20 protein-coding genes are annotated in these 18538 nt (G+C 72.7%); 8 read left to right on the plus strand and 12 right to left on the minus strand.

Features of this window, described 5'->3' with window-relative positions; all coding sequences use genetic code 11:
* The first annotated feature begins 95 nt into the window (after positions 1–95).
* The gene (locus FCN18_RS40050) at positions 96–341 is read left to right on the plus strand and encodes a hypothetical protein (protein WP_228713747.1); all 246 of its coding nucleotides are present in this window, start codon (positions 96–98) and stop codon (positions 339–341) included.
* A 97-nt stretch (positions 342–438) separates the two neighbouring features.
* Here the strand turns inward: FCN18_RS40050 and FCN18_RS07910 are convergent, their stop codons facing one another.
* Positions 439–1050, minus strand: a complete 612-nt coding sequence (locus tag FCN18_RS07910) for a class I SAM-dependent methyltransferase (protein ID WP_137094165.1) — start codon at positions 1048–1050, stop codon at positions 439–441.
* 128 nt (positions 1051–1178) lie between these two features.
* On the minus strand, positions 1179–2249 hold the full coding sequence (locus FCN18_RS07915; protein ID WP_137094167.1) for a helix-turn-helix transcriptional regulator: 1071 nt from the start codon (positions 2247–2249) through the stop codon (positions 1179–1181).
* A 94-nt stretch (positions 2250–2343) separates the two neighbouring features.
* On the opposite strand from FCN18_RS07915, the gene FCN18_RS07920 reads away from it, so the two are divergent.
* The 5 genes from FCN18_RS07920 to FCN18_RS07940 are packed head-to-tail and all read left to right on the plus strand — an operon-like array spanning position 2344 to position 5344.
* Positions 2344–2757, plus strand: a complete 414-nt coding sequence (locus tag FCN18_RS07920; protein WP_137094170.1) for a VOC family protein — start codon at positions 2344–2346, stop codon at positions 2755–2757.
* 1 nt (position 2758) lies between these two features.
* Positions 2759–3352 (plus strand): YdeI/OmpD-associated family protein, encoded by a 594-nt coding sequence (locus FCN18_RS07925; RefSeq protein WP_228713749.1) that lies wholly within the window; start codon positions 2759–2761, stop codon positions 3350–3352.
* 33 nt (positions 3353–3385) lie between these two features.
* Positions 3386–4297, plus strand: a complete 912-nt coding sequence (locus FCN18_RS07930) for a class I SAM-dependent methyltransferase (RefSeq protein ID WP_113642145.1) — start codon at positions 3386–3388, stop codon at positions 4295–4297.
* 56 nt (positions 4298–4353) lie between these two features.
* Positions 4354–4695: an MmcQ/YjbR family DNA-binding protein gene (locus FCN18_RS07935; RefSeq protein ID WP_113642230.1), complete on the plus strand. Its 342-nt coding sequence runs from the start codon at positions 4354–4356 to the stop codon at positions 4693–4695.
* Positions 4696–4711: 16 nt separating this feature from the next.
* On the plus strand, positions 4712–5344 hold the full coding sequence (locus tag FCN18_RS07940) for a dihydrofolate reductase family protein (RefSeq protein WP_137094174.1): 633 nt from the start codon (positions 4712–4714) through the stop codon (positions 5342–5344).
* A 6-nt stretch (positions 5345–5350) separates the two neighbouring features.
* Here FCN18_RS07940 and FCN18_RS07945 read toward each other — a convergent pair whose 3' ends face one another.
* From FCN18_RS07945 to FCN18_RS07980, 8 genes are all read right to left on the minus strand, one after another.
* Positions 5351–7318: a hypothetical protein gene (locus FCN18_RS07945; RefSeq protein ID WP_137094177.1), complete on the minus strand. Its 1968-nt coding sequence runs from the start codon at positions 7316–7318 to the stop codon at positions 5351–5353.
* A 50-nt stretch (positions 7319–7368) separates the two neighbouring features.
* Positions 7369–7800, minus strand: coding sequence for a hypothetical protein (locus FCN18_RS07950; protein ID WP_228713751.1), 432 nt, complete (start codon positions 7798–7800; stop codon positions 7369–7371).
* 12 nt (positions 7801–7812) lie between these two features.
* Positions 7813–8637 carry an ESX secretion-associated protein EspG gene (locus FCN18_RS07955; protein ID WP_137094179.1) on the minus strand — a complete coding sequence of 275 codons (825 nt, stop codon included), beginning with the start codon at positions 8635–8637 and terminating at the stop codon, positions 7813–7815.
* 273 nt (positions 8638–8910) lie between these two features.
* On the minus strand, positions 8911–10128 hold the full coding sequence (locus FCN18_RS07960) for a PP2C family protein-serine/threonine phosphatase (protein ID WP_323808347.1): 1218 nt from the start codon (positions 10126–10128) through the stop codon (positions 8911–8913).
* Positions 10129–10192: 64 nt separating this feature from the next.
* Positions 10193–10867: a hypothetical protein gene (locus FCN18_RS07965; protein ID WP_137094182.1), complete on the minus strand. Its 675-nt coding sequence runs from the start codon at positions 10865–10867 to the stop codon at positions 10193–10195.
* A gap of 105 nt (positions 10868–10972) precedes the next feature.
* Positions 10973–13282: an ATP-binding protein gene (locus tag FCN18_RS07970; RefSeq protein WP_137094184.1), complete on the minus strand. Its 2310-nt coding sequence runs from the start codon at positions 13280–13282 to the stop codon at positions 10973–10975.
* 161 nt (positions 13283–13443) lie between these two features.
* A complete protein-coding gene (locus FCN18_RS07975) occupies positions 13444–13626 on the minus strand; it encodes a hypothetical protein (RefSeq protein ID WP_137094186.1) in 183 nt (60 codons plus the stop codon).
* A 127-nt stretch (positions 13627–13753) separates the two neighbouring features.
* Complete coding sequence (locus FCN18_RS07980; RefSeq protein WP_137094188.1) at positions 13754–14707, minus strand: GntR family transcriptional regulator; 954 nt, start codon at positions 14705–14707, stop codon at positions 13754–13756.
* Between the two features lie 91 nt (positions 14708–14798).
* Here FCN18_RS07980 and FCN18_RS07985 point away from each other — a divergent pair, with 91 nt between their 5' ends.
* The gene (locus tag FCN18_RS07985) at positions 14799–15383 is read left to right on the plus strand and encodes a GNAT family N-acetyltransferase (RefSeq protein ID WP_113642138.1); all 585 of its coding nucleotides are present in this window, start codon (positions 14799–14801) and stop codon (positions 15381–15383) included.
* Positions 15380–16531: a C45 family peptidase gene (locus FCN18_RS07990; protein WP_113642137.1), complete on the plus strand. Its 1152-nt coding sequence runs from the start codon at positions 15380–15382 to the stop codon at positions 16529–16531. Before FCN18_RS07985 ends, FCN18_RS07990 begins: the two co-directional genes overlap by 4 nt.
* Positions 16532–16733: 202 nt before the next feature.
* On the opposite strand, the gene FCN18_RS07995 is transcribed toward FCN18_RS07990, so the two are convergent.
* Together FCN18_RS07995 and FCN18_RS08000 are read right to left on the minus strand one after the other, a co-directional pair.
* Positions 16734–17420, minus strand: a complete 687-nt coding sequence (locus FCN18_RS07995; protein ID WP_113642136.1) for a response regulator — start codon at positions 17418–17420, stop codon at positions 16734–16736.
* Positions 17417–18529, minus strand: a complete 1113-nt coding sequence (locus FCN18_RS08000) for a sensor histidine kinase (protein ID WP_113642135.1) — start codon at positions 18527–18529, stop codon at positions 17417–17419. Before FCN18_RS08000 ends, FCN18_RS07995 begins: the two co-directional genes overlap by 4 nt.
* Positions 18530–18538: the final 9 nt, after the last annotated feature.

Below are 18538 nucleotides of genomic sequence, written 5' to 3' on the forward strand. Positions count from 1 at the left end.
CTCCGTCGATGTGCCGTACGCATGCTGAACATTCAGTCGACATGCGTACAGACCGTTGTGGCATGTCCCACCCGGGGTCCTTGGAGGATCCCGTCATGACCACGGGACCGCTGGCCCATCCGACCACGGTGCGGGCCTTCGACGGTGTGCGGCTGCGGGCCTTCGAGGAGCACGACGTGGAGATGGCCCCCGACCCCGGACCGACCCTCACGTGTCCCACGATCGGCACGCCTGTCCGCAGGCGCGGACCGCGCGAGCGGGAAGGGATGCTGCGCAGCCATCAGGAGATCGGCGGCAGGCGCGTGGACACGCTCCTCCACGCCACGATCCGCCCCGAATGAGCCGTATAACGACCTATACGGCTCGGCTCTCGTGCGCCGATCAGCTTTCGCCCTCCACTACGCCAACGGCAAAAAAGCGCTCGGAGGAGGCTCAGGCTCAGGCGGGCCGCCTGCGGGCCCGGAGCACCGTGTCACGGGCGTGCCGGGTGCCCTCCGGGGCCGGGTCGACGCGGGCCCGCGTCTCGTCGACCTCGATGGTCCACTCGTCGCCGAGGAGCGCGGCGATGTCGGATGGCAGGAAGAAGTCGCGCGGGTCGTGGCCGCCCTCCTCGGGTGCCGGCCAGTCCGCCGTGTCGTGACCGGTGACGAGCAGGATGCCGCCCGGTGCGACCGGCGCCAGCAGGCCCCGCAGCGCGGCGTCGCCGTCGCGCCGCAGCAGCGGAAAGTACTGCGCCGAGACCAGGTCGAAGCATTGCGCGGGCGGGTGCGTCACGGCCAGGTCCGTGCGCGTCCACGCGATGCGGTCGGCCACACCGGCGTCGGCCGCGGCCTTGGCGGCACGCCGCAGCGCCACGGTCGAGATGTCGAGTGCGGTGACCCGCCAGCCGCGCCGGGCCAGCCAGATCGCGTCGCCGCCCTCGCCGCAGCCCACGTCGAGTGCCTGCCCCGGCGGCAGGCCGGAGACCTCGGTGACGAGCACGCCGTTGGGTCTGCCGCTGAAGAGCTGGTCGCGGCTGGAGTACCGCTCGTCCCAGAACTGTGCGTCCATCGTGTCCTTCCGGTCAGAGTCCGTGGCGCCGCTCGCCCATGACGAGCTCGCAGATCAGGTTCTCCGTGGCGGGTGTGAACGGATCGGGCTGATTCATGTGTGTCCACCTCCGTAGCCACTGTGCCCCTTCACCTGCCAACCCGACAAAACCCCTTGCCAAAACAGCAAAGTCGCCTGTCAGCCCCGTCGGCCCCGTCGCCCCCGTCGGCCCCCAAGGCCACCTTTGTTGCGTTCAACGCGACAAAGGTGGCCTTGGGGGGCGGGTAGAGGGTGGCGAGTTCGGCGCCGATGCGGGCCAGCTCGGTGCGCACCGACGGGGGCTCCACCACCTCCACGAGGGCTCCCCAGCCAGCGAGGTGGCGGGCGATGTCCAGCGCCGTCGGCGCGGCGAGCCGGACTCGCGCGCGGCCGCCGTCCGGCTCGCCGTCGGTGTGGCAGTGCCGTCCGAACTGGTCGCGCAGGATCGGCACGAACCGCTGGTCGATGAGCACGGTCGCCCAGGTGCGCGAGCGCCGCTGCTCCACCTCGCCGACCACCCGCTCCCACGCCGCCGCCAGTGCGAAGTCGTCGGGACGCTCGGCCGGTTCGTCGGTCGGCTCGGCCACGGCGATCCGGTCGACACGGAAGGTCCGCTGCCCGCGCTCGGTTCCCGCGATCAGGTACCAGACGTCGTCCTTGTCCACCAGGCCCCAGGGGTCGACCAGCCGCTCGGTGCGCTCGCGGGCGCTGTTGGTGTAGGTCAGCCGTACCCTGCGCCTGCGCACCACGGCTGTCTGCAGCAGGCCGACGACCTCGGGCCGGTCGCGGTCCCGCTCGCCCCACCGCGTCGAGTCGATCATGATCGCGCCCGCGGCGGCCTCGGCGTCGGCGCGCAGTGTGGTCGGCAGCGCGCGCACGAGCTTGCGCAGCGCGGCCTTGGCCTCGTCCGAGACTGCGGCCGCGGGTCCGACCAGCAGGAAGAGTGCCTGCGCCTCGGCTGACGACAGCCCGCTCAGGTCGGTGCGGGCACCCCCGATGAGGGACCAGCCGCCGCCCCGGCCCGGCTGGGGATACACCGGGATGCCCGCGCTGGACAGTGCCTCCAGATCGCGGCGGGCTGTCGCGACCGACACCTCCAGCTCAGCGGCCAGCTCGGCCGCGGTCACCCGGCCCTTGGCCTGCATGAGGAGCAGGGCGGCGACGAGGCGGTCTGCGCGCATGGTGTCCAGTTTCCCCGAGAAAGTGCTCAGTTGGTGAGCACTTCAGGCGCGAGCATGGGAATTGTCAGCGAGCACCGACGAAAGGACCGGACCGATGTTGCGAGGACTCACCACCGTCACCTACTTCGCGGACGACCTCGCCGCCGCGCGGCGCTGGTACACCGAACTGCTCGGCGTCGAGCCGTACTTCGAGAAATCCGACGGCGACGACGTGGCCTACCTGGAGTACCGCATCGGCGACTACCTGGCCGAGCTGGGCCTGCTCGACCGGAGGTATGTGCAGGACAAGCCAGGGGGCGCGGGTGCGGGGCTGGTCTACTGGGCCGTCGACGACGTGCACGCCGCGTTCGACCGCCTGCTGGCCGTCGGCGCCACCGAGCACGAGCGACCGATCGAGCGCGGACCGGGGTTCGTCACGGCGTCGGTGACCGACCCGTTCGGCAACGTCCTCGGCGTCATGTACAACGAGCACTACCTCGATGTCCTCGCGGCACGGACGGGGGCGTGACGTGAACACCGTGCACCCCGAGACCGTCGCGGACTGGCGGGAGTGGCTGGCCGGAAACCACTGCTCGCGGAAGGAGATCTGGCTCGTCATCCCGCGCAAGGGCAGTGGGATACCGGGCGTGCGCTACGCCGAGGCGATCGAGCAGGCGCTGTGCTTCGGCTGGATCGACAGCCAGGCAAGGAAACGGGACTCCCGGAGCACACTGCTGCGGTTCACCCCGCGCGACCCGCACAGCACGTGGAGCCGGGTCAACCGGGAGCGGGCCACGCGGATGATCGAGCGGGGCCTGATGGCCGAGCCCGGCGCCGTGATGATCGAGTCGGCCAAGGCGAAGGGCACGTGGCAGGTCGTGCCCGACGAGGCGAGCGCCGGGGTGCCGGACGACCTGCGGGAGGCGCTGGAAGCCGACGAGGCCGCGCGCCGGAACTTCCGCGCTTTCCCACCGTCGTCCCGGCGGCTGATCCTGGAATGGATCGCACGCGCGAAGAAGCCGGAGACCCGGCGGCGGCGGATCGAGCGGACGGTGGCCCTCGCCGCGGTCAACGTCAGGGCCAACCATCCAGGCGTCCGGATGAGTGACCGGAAAACCGTGTGACACCACCGAATCTTCCTCGCTAGCCTCGGGCCCGTGATCCACGAGCACCCGCTGGCGTACCTGCTGGGCATCGAGGGACTCGGTCTGCTGCGCGCGTTCTCAGGGGAGTACGACCAGGCATTCGTGGCCTCCCGCATCGCCGAGGTGCGCGAGCTGCTCGCCGACGAGCGGCTCGCGAACGCCGCCGTGGACGTCGAGCGGGTCGGCACGGTCGAGGGCTACCGCGCGTGGGCACCGGCCTACGACGCGCCCGGCAACGCCGCGTTCGACCTCGACGAGCCCGTGGTCATCGAGATCCTCGACCGGCTGCCGGCCGGCGTCGCACTGGACGCGGCGTGCGGCACCGGCCGGTACGCGCGCCTGCTGGCCGAGCGTGGGCACCGGGTGCTCGGCGTGGACAGCTCGCCGGACATGCTCGCGCGGGCGCGCACGCGGGTGCCGGACGGCGACTTCCGGCTCGGCGACCTGCGCGAGCTCCCGGTGCGCGACGACCACGTGGATCTGGTGGTGTGCGCGCTCGCGCTGACCCACGCCCCCGAGCTGGGGCCTGTGCTGGCCGAGTTCGCGAGGGTGCTGCGGCCCGGCGGGCACCTCGTCATCGCCGACATCCACCCCGAGGCGGTGCTACGCGGATCCGTCCCGGCTGTGCGCGGTCCCGGCGGCGAGCCGAGGCGCCTGGTCACCCACCGGCACCTGGTGGGCGACTACCTGCGCGCCGCGCTGCCCCTCGGGCTGATCGTCCGCCGCTGCGAGGAGCCACGGCCGCCGGCCAGGGAGCCGGATGCGGGACCCGCCAACGGTTCCGTGTCACTGGAGCCGTGGGACCTGTGGCCGTGGTCGCTCGCCGGCCTGGTGCCCGAGGCCGCGTGGGCCGCCAACGCCGGAGTGCCCGCGCTGCTCGTCTGGCACTTCCAGCTGGAGGGTCCTCGCAGTACTCCGGAGTGACGCGCGACTCGCGGTGGGCGACCGGATTGTCGGTGGGGTGCGCGAGAATGCCCGGCATGGGTGTGCCGAGCGCGGAGTTCTTGCGGATCGTCGACGGCCTTGCCGAGGTCGAGCGGGCGAAGGCGAGGGACTACACGTCGTTCAGCGTGCGCGGCAAGCGGTTCGGGTACTACTGGCCGCGGACGCAGACCGTCGGCCTGAAGCAGACGCTGTCCGAACAGGCGGCGCTCGTCGCCGAACGGCCCGACGTGTTCGAGGTGCAGTTCACGGCGGGCGGGTTCGGCTGGGTCGTCGTGTACCTCCGGGGCATCGACGCCGACGAACTCGGCGAGCTCGTGTACGAGGCCTGGCGCCTCTCGGCACCCGAGGAGCTCGCCGCCGAGCACCCGATGCCGTAGCCCGAAGGAGGCCTGCGTGCCGAAGGAGCCGTACGTCGTCGCACACGTCGCCGTCGCACTCGACGGGGCCACCACCGGCTTCGCGCCGGACGCCGCGCGGTACTACGAGCTCGCGGCGACCTGGAACGAGGACGTCACGCTCACCGGCGCCGACACGATCCTCGCCCAGGAACCCGCGCTGGCCTCCGCGCCCCGGCCGGGTTCCGCCGACGGTGGACCGCTGCTCGCCGTCGTCGACGGCCGGGGCCGCGTCACGGAGTGGGAGGCGCTGCGCGAGGCCGGGCACTGGTCGGACGTGCTGGCGCTGCACGCACGGGACACCCCGCCCCGGCGCGCCGGGCGCACCGTGCCCGAACTCGTCACCGGACGCGAGCGGGTGGATCTGTCGGCCGTGCTCCGTGCGCTCGGTGAGCGGCACGGCGCCAGGGTCGTCCGGGTCGACAGCGGAGGCGCGCTCCTCGGCGCGCTGCTGGAGGCGAGCCTGCTCGACGAGGTGAGCCTGCTCGTGCACCCGTGCCTGCCCTCGGGCACGGGCAACCGGCACTGGCGCGGCAGCGCCACCACCCCTGCGCGGTTCGACCTCGTCGGGAGCCGCACGCTCGCCGACGGCCTCGTGTGGTCGCGCTACCGCCCGGCCGCTGGCCGCTGACAGCGGCTACTTCCAGTCCTCGTCCTTGTTCTTCTTCCAGTCGCCGATCACGGGCGGCGCGATCGCCTGCTCACCGGCGAAGAGGCCCGCCTCGGCCTCGACGTAGCCGGCAACGCGGTGCTCCTTGTCCTCCCCCTGCTGACGGCCGGCGCCGCCCGCGGGCATCCCGGCCATGCCCGCGGGCATGCCACGCGCACCCGCCGCACCGGCCGCACCGGCGACACCCGCGGCGCCCGCCGCGGCTCCGCCAGGAACACCGCCCTTGGCCGCACCCGAGGCCTGGCCAGGGGCCGCGCCGCTGCCGGCACCGCCTGCCCCGGCGCCACCCGCGGGGCCGCCGCCCGCTCCCGCGGCGAGCCCGCCGACACCACCCGCGCCGCCACCGGTCCCGAGCTTCGGCGCCGACCCCGCGGGACCACCGGGCCCCCCGCCGTCGAGGCCGCCCAGCCTGCTGGAGATGCTGTCACCGTTCACGCCGCCCGCCCAGCCGAGGGCAGGCGTCTTCCCGAGCCCGGGGCCCTTCGAGTTCGGCGGCACGTACGACGTCGGTGTCGTCCTGCCGGGCAGGTTCGGCACGACCCCCGGCCCGCCCACACCGCCGGGGCCGGACCCGATGCCGCCCGGACCGACGCCACCGACGTTGCCGCCCGTGGGCAGGTCCGGTGTCTTGAGCGGCGGTGGGGTGGGCACGGTCGGGGTGCTGGACCTGTGCGTGGTGTCGTCGAAGTTCGCTCCGCCGGCAACGTTGCCGCCGGTCGCGCTCAGCGGCAGCGGCTGGCCGCCGGTCCCGGGCGTGTCCGAAAGCGGCGGCACGTCGACGCCGTTGCCTGCCGCCGCCGGGCCGGCACCGGGCAGGCCGTCGCCAACGCCGTCGCCGCCGCCAACGCCGAGTCGAGCGCCGGAGCCGCCCGCACCTCCCGCACCTTCCGCACCGCCAGGGCCCTCGAGACCGCCCGGGCCGCCCGGTGCGGCGGGGCCACCAGGACCACCGAGGCTCTCGGCTGGCTCGCCCGCCGTGGCCCGGCGGGCGGACGCGAGCTGCGTCTCGCGCGCCGTGGCGCCGGGTGCTCCGGCTCCGCCACCGGCGGGGGAGTCCAGCCGCGCGACCGTCCTCGCGGACGCGGTCGCGAGCTTCGGCGGTGGCGTGAACAGCGGCATGTCGATCGCCGTGCCGACCGTGTCGTCGAACTGGGTCATGATCCGCGCGGCCTGCGCGTGCGCCGCCTGCTGCGCCTGCATGGTCTGGATCGCCTGCGACGCGGCCCGCGCGTACTGCACCGGATCGGTGATCTGCATCAGCTGGGCGTTCGCCTCCTGCGCCGAGAACGGCACCGGCGGGTTGGCGGCCAGCTGCTTCTGCGACTCGTTGAGCGTCTGCGAGTGGATCTGCTGCTGGCGGCCGGTGAGCACGGCGCCCTGCGCCGTGACACCGAGCCACTTCGCCACCTCGGTCAGGTGCTCGCGCGCCGCGTCGCCGCCCTCACCGGTCCAGTTCCCCATGCTGTCGTCGATGGCGTCGGCGACGGCCCGCTGGTGGAGGGTGAGCTCGTTGCCGAGCCGCACCCACTCCTCGGAGGTCTCGGCGATCGCGGCGGAGTCGGCGTTGCTGTTGAGCACCTCCACCATCTGCTCGTGCGACGCGTTGAACCACACGGTCGTGGGGCGTTCGCCCGCGGGACGCAGCTCGAGGCCCTCGTCCAGCCCCTGCCGCGCGGCGGAGATCGCGTCGAGGTAACGGCTCTGGATCTCCTGGTCCTTCTCCTTCTCGGCGAGCGCGCTCGCGAGTGGGTCGTCCTCCACCTGCGCGGTCACCTCGGCGCGGATGTCGTCACCGGAGCGCGCCGTGTCGTCGATCGGGCCGACGTAGAACATCGACGACGGGTCGAGGGTGACATCGTAGAACGGGCTGGTCGGGTCGTAGTCCTCGCTGCTCGGATCCGACGCCGCTGCGGTCTTGTCGGCGGAACTGGACACGGAACTGGCACCTCATTCCGGTCTCGCCCGGGTCGGGCGGAAGCTGATGATCAGGACAGGTCGGCCTGGAAGCCGTCGAGGGCGGCCCGCGTGCCCGACTCCGTCTCGGCGTAGCGGCGCTTGGCCGTGCGAATGGCCTCGACATACTGGGGCAGCTCCTCGCGGGCACGCTGCAGCTGGGTGAGCAGGCCCCGGTCGTCGGACGCCGTCCGCACGGTGTGCTGCGCCACCCACTGCGCCGTGGCCGAGGTGCTGAGCGGGGGAGCAGTGCCGAGTTTCTCCAGCGCCGCCCACCGCTCGTTGAGGGCGTCGATCATGTCCTCGAGCGCGCTGATCATGCGGTCGCCGGTGGTCTCGTCCACCGCGAAGCCGCCCCGATCGGCGAGCTGCTTGAGTTCCACGCCGCTGAGCGCCCGCCTCGCCGCCATCGTCCGGGCGACGGCCTGCTGCCTGCTCGGCTCCTGCACGCTGTCATCGCTCATGCTTGCTCCGGGTCAGTAGGCGCGGGAGACCGCGTCTCGGATGGCGCGAACCACATCGTGGTAGCCCGCGGGTTCGTAGCGGGCGACGAACTCACCGCCGTCGTCGGTGGTGTGGACCAGATACCTGCCGGCCTCGGCGTCGAGCCAGCTGATCGAATGAGGTGGCGTCCCGTCGTGGCCGACGACGGTGATCTGCCCGCCGCCGTGGCGTTCGCCAGCCAGCACGCGGCGCAGCCGACGCTCGTCGCTCTCGCCGCCGCGGTTCCGCTCCGGCGGCGGCTCGACCATGCTGATGATGCTGATGTTGCCGAACGCGTCGGTCTCTTCCTCGTCGTGCTCGCGTTCGGCCGCCCTGCGCGCCGCGAGCGCGGACTTGTGCTCGATCATGCTGCTGCGGACCGTCGCGGGCGCGCCGGGCGCGGCCTGCGCGGCGGGCAGGACACCCGCGAGCACGTCGACGAGCTCGTCGTCGGAGAACAGGGAGAAGAACAGCTCGTCGTCGCCGCGCTGGGTGATGCCCAGTGCCTGGGCGCCGTCGGTGAACGCGAGGACGGTGATGTGCTCACCGAGGCCGTCGATGCCGGTGATCGCGACGGAAAGCCGGTGGTCGCCGAACAAGCCGAACGCGGTCCGGACATGTGTGTGCAGGGCGTTGCCGACGATGAGCCTGCGTTTGGCGAGCTCCCCGGTGACGAGCTTGGCGAGCTTGATCAGCCGCGCCGGGTCGGTGGTGGTGTTGCGGACGCGCAGCGGGAAGCGGCGTACGTCGACGCCCAGCGCCTGTCCGACGATGCTCGCCTCCACGCTGCCCAGCACGAATTCGAACCGTTCCGACACGTCGCTGGAGGCCGCCTTTCCGGTGATGTCGCCTCAACCCAGTCCCGGTGCGGACTTTAGCAAATGATCAACGGAGCGGGAGCCGTGTAGCTCTGATCGCACTGATTTTGCTCAGATGAGCGGGTTTTCGTCCTGCTGGGCAGTTGTCTGGACCGCACCTGGTTCACGCTCGATGGTCCTATGTGGACCAATGTCCGGCTGCGCGTTCACCCGTCGTCTCCACGCCCGTGATCCGCCGTTCACGAACCGGCGGGTCCACGCGGGACGCCGTGCTCAGAGGCTCGTGGGGAGCAGGCTGGGGTGCGGCGGGGTCGGCCACTCCATCATCAGCAGGGTGGCGTCGTCATGGAGGATGCCCTGCTGGTGCTCCAGCATGGCATGACTGATCCGGCGGAGGGTTTCGGGCGCGGGCAGGCCGGCCGCGCAGTGGCGTTCGACGAGCCCGGTGAGCCGCTCCACCCCGAACTCCTCGCCGTGCTCGTCACGGGCCTGCGTGATGCCGTCGGTGTAGAGGAGGAGCCGGTCGCCCGGTTCGAGCCGTTCCCTGCCGGGAACCACGGGTTTCGCGCTCAGGTGTTGCAGCCCGAGTGGCATCCGCCTGCCGTCCGGCAGCTCCTTGAGCGCCTTGCCCCCGCGCAGCAGGATCGGCGGCGGGTGGCCGGCGTTGAGGTACGACAGGACGCCCGTGTCGAGCCGCAGCTCCGCCAGCACTGCCGTGGTGAACCGGGAACCGGCCGCGTTCGCGCGCAGGATCTCGTCGGCCTCGTGTGCGATGTCCCGCAACGACCGGCCTGCCCTGCGGGCCCGTCGGGTGGCGGCCAGGGCCATCGAGCACACGAGCCCTGCCTGCAGGTCGTGACCGGTCGCGTCGAACACGGCGACGTGCCCGACGGTGCCCTGCGTGGTGTAGTCGTAGCCGTCGCCGCCCGCCTGGTCGTAGTACTCCACCACGGCGCTGACCGTCAGGTCGCGGCACGCGAACGTCCGGGGCGGCAGCAGCTGCCACAGCAGCTCCGCCGTGACCGCGAGCGGCTTCGGCCGGGTCAGCCGGTGCAGCGTGTCGCTCTGCGGGAACTTGGTGACGCACAGGTGGCCGATGAGCCCGGCCAGCGTCCAGCACCGCGCGACGAGGTCCCGGTCGGCCGCGTCGGCGCCCTCGGGCAGCACGAAGGAGATCACACCGATCCGCGCGGTGCCGTCGAGCACCGGCACCCACAGCGCCGGCCTTCCGGTGGTGCGGTCGGTGGTCGTGAGCGGCTCGACCAGGCGGAACGCGCGCCCGGCGAGCGTGCTGTCGATGTCCAGCGGCTCGGCGAGGTCGGTGCGGAGCGGGTGGAGCCGCCGCTGGGGGAGGTCGGCGAGGTAGAGCTCGACGTCCATGCCCACCCGCGAGCCCGCTCGCGCGACGATCCAGGCGAGATCGTCGCCACCCGCGACGTGGCCCAGCTCGACGACGTCGCACAACGCGGCGTACCAGTCCGGCGTTTCCACCAGCTCACCGTAGGCGCCGGGAGCGGCGGGCGGAACCACTGTGGCGCTCAGCCCACGGCGGCGCTCAGCCCACGGCGGGGTCGGCACGCCGGTCCCGGAGCCGGCGCAGCGCCACCGCGGTCCCGGCGAGGACCACCACCGCGCCCGAGCCGCCGAACACCCACGGCTGCCAGCGGGCGGGGAGCTGCCCGGTGACCGTGACGATCTCGCCCTCGCCGGGCACGGCAGTCAGGTCGCGCGGCGCGAGCATCCAGTCCCCGGTGCCGAACAGGTCGTTGTTGTCGCGGAAGTCCTCCAGCCCGCTGTAGGTGCCACCCTTCGAGTCGATCACCAGCGTCGCGCCGTCGGCCTTGCGCGCGACGTACAGGGTGACCAGCTCCAGCGAGCCGTCCTCGTACCTGGCCACGACCGACCGCCCGAACAGCTCTCCGTCCTGCCCGGCGAAGTCGTGCCACGCCTGCTTCACGCGCGCGTTCGGCCTGCACTCCTCGCTCTCCGCGCACGGGAAGGCCGACAACAACCGGGTCTGCAGCTGCTCGGGGGTGTAGTGCGCCGCGAAGTTGGCCAGCCGGTCCTCGCCCGAGGTGTCGGTGGGGAACCGGTCGTTCTTCACCTCGCCCGACCTGGCGTACTCCAGGAACACGTTCGGCGGCGGGCCGGGCTCGGCCGCTCCGCACGCGGGCAGCACCAGGGCGATCGCCGCCACGGCGACCGCGAGAAATCCGGGTCCGGTGCGCATCGCGAGGCTCCTTCCAGCTCGGGTGAGCCGTCACGGTAACGGCGCCGCCGCGCTCGTCCGGTGGAGCTGTCCGCAAGCTGTCAGAAGCGCAGGCCGTCAGGACGCTCAGTCGGCTTCGCGCGCCAGCCACGCCGCGATCTGGGCGCGGGAGGTGAAGCCGAGCTTGCTGAGGATGTTTTCGACGTGGGTCTCGGCGGTGCGCTGCGAGATCACCAGAGTGCTGGCGATGGCCTTGTTCGACAGGCCCTGCGCGACCAGCTCGGCCACCTCGTTCTCCCGCTTGGTGAGTGAGGTCGGCGCCGGTCTGGTGGTATCGGGTGCGGACGCGTCCGGCTCCTCCTCGAGCGCGAAGTCGATCCCCTCGCCCGCGCCGAGGTGCGCGCCCTTCTCCCGCGCTCGCGTGGCCCGCCGTTCTCCGAGCGTCCGCGTCAGCTCCTCCACGCAAGCCTGATGAGGGGCGGCCGCCCACGGCAGCCTGCTCGCCCGGGTGCCCAGCGCGTCGAGGCGGGCCTCGGCGACGCCCAGCAGCACGGCGCCGCGCTGCGGGTCGCGCTCGGCGGTCGCCCACGCGATCCCCTCGATGCACAGTGCCGCGCCGAGCTGGTCGGCGAGGTCTCGCTTGAGCCGCAGGGCGTCGCGCAGCGTCGTGATCGCCCGCTCGGCGTCGCCGCGCTGCCAGTACATGACGCCGGCGTGCCAGAGGCTGTAGGACCGGAACCAGTAGTCCCCGATCTGCTCGCAGCGGCGCAGGCACTCGGCGTGGCGGCGCAGCGCGGACTCGGTGTCGCCCGCGGAGCCGTGTGCCAGCTGCAACGAGATCAGCGCGCTGATCTCCTGGTTCACCGCGTTGGCTGACTGGAAGACCGCCAGCGCGCGCTCGTTGTCCGCGATCGCCGTGGCGGTGTCGCCGGTGAGGACCGCGGTCATCGCGTTGAGGTTGTCGAACTGGGCGCGCATCACGTCGTCCAGTTCCCCCGCCGTCTTGCGGCCCCGCTCGATGAGCGGCGCCGCGTAGCCGACATCCGCCTGCACCACGCCCAGCCAGGCCGCGGCGTAGAGCGCCCGCGCGCAGGTCTCGGCGGAGTAGTCGCCGCGGGCAAGTAGCAGATCGAACCAGTGCCTGCCCTCATCGAGCGCGCCGGAGCGCAGCCAGTGCTCCCGCAGCCCGCCCGCGATGCGCAGCCCTTCCTCCTCCTCGCCGGGCTCGTCGACACAGAAGCCCAGCGCCGCCTGGAAGTTCAGGTGGTCGCGGCGCAGCCGGTCCATCCACTCCCGCTGCGCTGAGCCGATCCACTCCGCTCCCGAACGGTCCGCCAGCGCGGCGTAGAAGTCGCGGTGGCGGACCCTCGCCGCGTGCTCCTGACCCGCCTCCCGCAGCCGTTCGAGCCCGTACTGGGCGATCACCTCGAGCATGCGGTATCGCATCCGGCCGTCCGCCTCCTCGGAGACCACAATGGACTTGTCTACCAAGGACAGCAGGATTTCCAGCAGTGCCATGGGTTCGGCGCCACCGCAGATGGCCTCGGCCGCGTCCAGCTCGAACCCGCCGGAGAACACCGAGACACACGCCCACAGGTCCTGCTCGGCGGGTGTGCAGAGGTCGTAGCTCCAGTCCACGCAGCCGCGCAGGGTGCGCTGCCGGTCCGGTGCGGTGCGGCTGCCCGAGTTGAGCAGCTGGAAGCGGTCGGCGAGCCGCTCGGCGAGCTCGGCCGGCGAGAGGCCGCGCAGCCGGACCGCGGCGAGCTCCAGTGCAAGTGGGATGCCGTCGAGGTGACGGCACACGGTGACGACCGCGTCGCGGTTGTCCTCGGTGAGCTGGAAGCCGGGCACCACGGACCGGGCCCGGTCGACGAAGAGGGCGACGGATTCGTACGCGGTGGGGTCTCCGCTCGTGCCGGGTTCGTCAGGAGGAACGGGTAGCGGGGCGACGGGCAGCACGTTCTCGCCCATGATGCCGAGCGGCTCGCGGCTGGTCACCAGCACGTGCAGTTCGGGGCAGGCGCGCAGCAACTCGTCGATGAGTCCCGCGCAGGCGCCGACGAGGTGCTCGCAGTTGTCGAAGATCAGCAGCGTGCTGCGCGAGGCGAGATGCTCGACGAGGGAGTCCTCGACCCGGGTGGAGGGCTGCGTCTGCAGGCCCAGCGTCTTGGCCACGGTCGCGGCGAGCAGCGCGGAGCTGCTGACCGACGAAACGCTGACGAACCACACCCCGTCGCGGAACGCCCGGCGGACGTCGGCCGCGGCGCGCTGGCTGAGGCGGGTCTTGCCGACACCGCCGGGTCCGGTGAGCGTGACGAGGCGGCTGCCGGAGAGCAGGCGTTTGACGTCGGCGCGTTCCTGCCGCCTGCCGACGAACGTGGTGAGATGCGCGGGCAGGTTGCCCACGGAACCGCGCAGCATCATCGGCGCAGTCACGCACCGAAGTCTAGTCGGACCGGGGAGCCGGAACGCGATTGGAGGAGCGCGGCGGGGCGGAGGGCTGCGGGGAGAACGCCCTCGGCCCCGCCGCGCCTTGGCGCGCGGTACGGGTGGTACCTGCTCCGTAACGCGTCGCCAGGCTGGAGAGGCCCGCCGCCTCAGGCCGCGTGCGGGGTCACGCGGCCGTCGGTACGCGTCGCGGCCCGCCGGGCCCACGTCGGGGCGCCGCACCGGGGACGCCAGGTGCCGACGTGGACCCACTGACGGCCCCAGTGGTAGGACATGAGCACCGTGGGGCGCCGGCAGTGGGGGCAGGGCTGCGGATGCGAGTCGATGGGCATGGGTCTCTCCGTACCGGGAATCGGTCGTGCTTCCAGGTTGGCGGTTTCCTGGCACCGACACATCGGGAGGGCTACGTACGCGACTACGGAGATTTCGTGACGGCCCCCAAGGCCACCTTTGTTGCGCTCAACGCAACAAAGGTGGCCTTGGGGGCTTTCGGTGCCCCTGCCGGTCGCGCCGGGAGACCTGGGCCACTCGCAGGGCGAGCCCGTCGAGGTGGCGGGTCAGCCCGAGTGCCAGCACCCCGTCGAGGTCCTCCGCCACCTCGCCCCTCGTCTCGGCGAGCCGGGGGAAGCGTCCGGTGCCGAGCACGGCGTTCACCTCGCCGGACAGCGCGAGCCACCACTGCTGGTTGGTGAGCCCGCTCGCCCGTTCGGCCTCGCGCTCCGCGGAGGCCGACAGCGCGAGCCCGCGGACGAGCGCGGGCAGGGCCATCGCCTCACGCAGGCGCTCGTCCGGGTCGAGTCCGAGCCCGTCGAGCGCGGCGAGCGTCCACTCGGTGTGCGCCATCGCCTCCGGGATGAGCAGCGGCCGGGTCATCGAGACGAGCCCCGGCAGCCACGGATGGCGCCGATAGGCGTCCCACTGCAGCCGGCAGATCAGCTCCAGTTTCGCCCGCCAGCCCGCCGGGCCGGGCACCGGCGGCTGGTTCCGGGCGAAGACCTCCCTCGCCATCAGCAGCACCAGCTCGTCCTTGCCGGCCACGTGGCGGTACAGCGACATCACCCCGGCACCGAGGTCGGTGGCGACGCGGCGCATCGACACCGCGCCGAGTCCCTCCTGGTCGGCGATCGCGATACCGGCCTCGGTGACCCGCTGCCTGGTCAGCACCCCCTCGGCGGTTCGGCGGACGGGCGGCGCCGACGGAGCGCGCACGACGGTGCCGACGCCGGTGCGGGCCTCGGCGAGCCCTTCCCGGCGAAGCGTCGCGAGCACCTTGGTCGCGGTCGCCATCGCGACACCCCACTCGCGGACGATCTGCCGCGCCGACGGGACGCGATCGCCGGGGCCCAGCTCGCCGTCGGCGATGCGGTCCCGGATCTCGGCGACGATGCGCAGGTAGGGAGGTACGGCGTTCATGGGCCAACTGTACTAGTGCACTAGGTAGGGATGTCCCCCATATTCGCCTCAATATCACCTAATCGGCTCCGACGATGGGTACGTTGTACGCATGGCGATCGATGAGAGGGCGAGCGTCGGGGTGCTCGTCGCGGCGTTCCAGGACGACCCCGTGTCGCGCTGGCTGTTCCCCGAGGACGAGTCCCGGCCGCGGGCGGCCGAGCGGCTGTTCGCGCCACTGGTGTCGCGGTCGGCGGCCGAGGGCGAGCTGGCCGTGGCCGGTGGTGGCGCGGCGGTGGCCGTATGGCTCTCGCTGGCGGCCGGCGAGTCGGTCATGGGTGGCTCCGACGGCGAGGTGCCGCCGGAGCTGCTGCCGCACGTGCGGCGTCTGGTGACGTTCGCGGACCTGGCGGGGCGGCGGCACCCGCACGACCGGGCCCACCTCTACCTGCCGTTCCTCGGCGTCGAGCCGGGACGGCAGGGGAGCGGGCTCGCCCGAACGCTGCTCGCAGAGCGGCTGGCGAAGGCCGACGAGCAGGGCCTGCCCGCCTACCTGGAGGCCAGCTCGGCCCGCAGCCGTCCGCTGTACGAGCGGCACGGCTTCCACACGATCGGCGACCCGATCACCCTGCCCGACGGCCCACCGATCTGGCCGATGTGGCGGGAACCGGCTCAACGACAAGGAGAGATGCGATGACCACGCACAGCGAGATACTCGTGGGTGGCCGCGCTGGGGACTTCATGACGGTCCGCGGCCTGCGGCTCACCGGCAGCCAGACCGAGATCGGCAGGGGCCTCGCCGACGCGGCCCGCGAAACCTATGGCTGGCGGCCGCTCGCGGCCGACCCCCGGCGGGCGCGGGCCCGGCGCGAGTGGTTCGCGACGCACTGGCCGCAGCACGCCGCCCGCCTGCGCGGGGCGGCCTCGGCGGCAGGCGTGGACCCGGATGCCGCGGTGTTCCTCGACTCGTTCACTGGCGTCCCCGAGGGCTCGGCCTGCTCGGTGACCTTCTGCCCGCCCTCGCTCACCGAGGAGGGCAGGGGGCTCGTCGGCCGCAACTACGACTTCTTCGTCACGAGCCAGGCGGCGCTGTTCGCGATGCTCTCCGGGGAGACGATCGAGGACACCGGCCCGCCGATGGCCTCGCGGCCCTATGTGATCACGAGTGTTCCCGACGACGGTCCCGCCACCACGGTGCTCACGATGAACGAGCTGGACGGCTGCATGGAGGGCGTCAACGAGCACGGCCTCACCGTGGCGCTGCTGATCGCCGACGCCGAGGCTGCCGGCGCTCCGGTGGACGCGGGCCCGCAGGTCGGGCTCGGCAGCACGCAGCTGCCCCGGTTCGTGCTCGACACGTGCGCGACGGCGGAGCAGGCCCGGATGGCCCTGCTCGGGGCGAAGCAGTACGACCTCGGCGCGCCGCTGCACTACCTCGTCGCCGACGCCTCGGGGGACGCGTTCGTCTGGGAGCGCGGGCCGGGCGGCGACGAGCACATCGTCGACGCCGGTTCCGCGGCGCTGTGCGTCACCAACCACTACCTGCACCGTCACCCGGATCCGGCGAACCTGCCCGAGGACAACGCGGAGACGATGGAGACCTACCAGCGGTACCGCTCGCTGCACCGGTGGAACGAGAAGGGTGAGCTGTCCGGTCCGGCGCTACGGGCCGCGCTCGACGACGTGCGATACGAGGCGGGCAACGCGGGCGCCCACCCGGTGCGGACGCTGTGGCGCTCGGTGCTGGACACGGGCGAGCGGACCATGTCGACGCGCTTCTACCTGGGCGACAACCCCGACGGCTCGGCCCGCTACAGCGACGAGCTGGTGTTCGCTGCGAGGTGACGGGCGCGGGCCGGTCAGGACCACAGTGGACCTGCTGATCCTGCGCGTGCGCGGGGTGCCCGGCCCGCTCGCGGAGCGGCAGCCGCAGCGCGCTGACGCTGTCCGAAGGGGACCCGTCGATCCAGCTCCTCCGGCGCGATCACGATCGTGCTGTGGAGCGTCGTGGTGCCGGGGACACTCGCTCCCGCGGCGACGGCGTGGTTCAGGCGCCCGGAACGGACGTATCCGCAGAGCCCGGTCCGGTGAGCAGGCCGTGCTGCAGCGCGCGCAGCACGGCCCGCGTCCGGTCCCGCACGCCGAGCTTCATGAGCAGGCTCGACACGTGGTTCTTCACCGTGCCCTCGGCAAGGTGCAGTGCCGCGGCGATCTCCCGGTTGGCGTAGCCGCCCGCCAGCAGCCGCAGGATCTCCAGCTCCCGGGTGGTCAGCGGCTGCGGCGGAGGGAGGTCGTCGATCTCCTCCTGCGGCGGCAGGTTGCCCGCGGCGCGCAGGAGGCGGTCGGTGAGCGCGGGCTGGACCAGCGTGCCGCCCTCGGCCAGCGTGCGGATCGCGCCGATGAGCTGTTCGAGGGTCACGTCCTTGAGCAGGTAGCCGTGCGCGCCCGCGCGCAGCGCGCTGAGCACCAGCTCGTCGTCATCGAACGTCGTCAGCACGAGCGCGGGCAGCGAACTGCCGCGGGCACGTAGCTCGCGCAGCGTGGAAATGCCGTCCCTGCCGGGCATCCGCAGATCCAGCAGCACCACGTCGGGCGGGGACTCCTCGATCACCGCGAGCGCTTCGTCGCCGTCGCCCGCCTCGCCGACGACGGTCACCTCGGGGGAAAGCTCCAGCAGGCTGCGGATGCCGTGCCGGACGATCGTCTGGTCATCGACCACGCACACGCGGATCACGGCGCCGGCACCGTCGCGTCGACGCGGAAACCGGGTCTGCTCTCGAAGCTCACGCGTCCACCGAGCTGCTCGACGCGCTCGCGCACGCCGGTGAGCCCGTTGCCGATCCGCAGCAGCTCCGCGCCGCGCCCGTCGTCCTCGGCGCGCAGCGTGATCTCGCCGGACTCGGCGCGGTCCACACGTAGCCACAGGTTCTCGGCCTCCGAGTGCCGGATCGCGTTGGTGACCACCTCCTGCACGCAGCGAATGAGCGTCACGGCGCACTCCTCGTCGGGCTCGATGTCGTCGGCGACGCTCAGGTGAACGCGTGGCCGCGGCAGGTCCGCGACGATCTCGGCGAGCGCCTCGCGTAGCCGGGGCGGGCGCGACCGCAGCTCGCCGACGGCCGTGCGGACGTCGCCCAGCAGTTCCCTGGCGAGTCCTCGAGCCCGCAGGACGTGCTCGGCCGCGGCGTCGCCCCGGTGGTGGGAGGCGACCTCCAGCTCCAGCACGAGCGCGGTGAGCTGGTGGCCCAGCAGATCGTGCAGCTCGCGGGCGATGCGCAGCCGCTCCCTCGACCGGCTCGACTCCGCGAGCAGCGCGGTCGCCGCCCGCAGCTCCGTGTTGGCCACCGCCAGCCGTTCGCGGGCGGTCCGCTCGCGCCGTTCGCTCCACACCGCCCACACCGAGCACGTCTGCAGCGCGGCGTAGACCAGCGAGGTCAGCGCGACATCGGGGAACGGGCCGCCCGCGACCACGACGGCGAGTGCCACCACGCCGGTGTTGGCCGCGAGGAACGCGGCGGTGAGCCGCCGGGACGCCAGCGTCGCCGCGCACGCGGTGACGAACACGAGCAGGATCGGCGTGAACCCGGCGCGTGCGGCGAGCAGAACGGTGCCGGCCGCGCACAGCGCGAGCGGCACGAGCACGATGACCGGCCGCCTGGCGAAGCCCGCGAAGATCAGCCCCAGCAGGGCCAGGTAGCCGAGGTAGCAGGCCCACCACGCCCAGGCCGGGCCCGTGGTCGCGGTGGCGTCGCCGAACAGGTCGATCACCACGGGAACCGCGACGAGCAGGGACACGGCGACCAGGCTCGCCGCCGTCCAGATCTCGAGCCGTGACTCGCTCATCGCCCCAGG

Source organism: Prauserella endophytica (assembly GCF_005146945.1).
GTDB lineage: Bacteria > Actinomycetota > Actinomycetes > Mycobacteriales > Pseudonocardiaceae > Prauserella_A > Prauserella_A endophytica.

Excerpts from the sequence above, each read along its gene's own strand:
- FCN18_RS07950 (WP_228713751.1), bottom strand. The coding sequence starts at position 7,800 with ATGAGCGATGACAGCGTGCAGGAGCCGAGCAGGCAGCAGGCCGTCGCC.
- FCN18_RS07910 (WP_137094165.1), bottom strand. The coding sequence starts at position 1,050 with ATGGACGCACAGTTCTGGGACGAGCGGTACTCCAGCCGCGACCAGCTC.
- FCN18_RS07990 (WP_113642137.1), top strand. The coding sequence starts at position 15,380 with ATGACCACGCACAGCGAGATACTCGTGGGTGGCCGCGCTGGGGACTTC.
- FCN18_RS07985 (WP_113642138.1), top strand. The coding sequence starts at position 14,799 with ATGGCGATCGATGAGAGGGCGAGCGTCGGGGTGCTCGTCGCGGCGTTC.
- FCN18_RS07935 (WP_113642230.1), top strand. The coding sequence starts at position 4,354 with ATGGGTGTGCCGAGCGCGGAGTTCTTGCGGATCGTCGACGGCCTTGCC.
- FCN18_RS07980 (WP_137094188.1), bottom strand. The coding sequence starts at position 14,707 with ATGAACGCCGTACCTCCCTACCTGCGCATCGTCGCCGAGATCCGGGAC.
- FCN18_RS07975 (WP_137094186.1), bottom strand. The coding sequence starts at position 13,626 with ATGCCCATCGACTCGCATCCGCAGCCCTGCCCCCACTGCCGGCGCCCC.
- FCN18_RS40050 (WP_228713747.1), top strand. The coding sequence starts at position 96 with ATGACCACGGGACCGCTGGCCCATCCGACCACGGTGCGGGCCTTCGAC.
- FCN18_RS08000 (WP_113642135.1), bottom strand. The coding sequence starts at position 18,529 with ATGAGCGAGTCACGGCTCGAGATCTGGACGGCGGCGAGCCTGGTCGCC.
- FCN18_RS07915 (WP_137094167.1), bottom strand. The coding sequence starts at position 2,249 with ATGCGCGCAGACCGCCTCGTCGCCGCCCTGCTCCTCATGCAGGCCAAG.
- FCN18_RS07965 (WP_137094182.1), bottom strand. The coding sequence starts at position 10,867 with ATGCGCACCGGACCCGGATTTCTCGCGGTCGCCGTGGCGGCGATCGCC.
- FCN18_RS07920 (WP_137094170.1), top strand. The coding sequence starts at position 2,344 with ATGTTGCGAGGACTCACCACCGTCACCTACTTCGCGGACGACCTCGCC.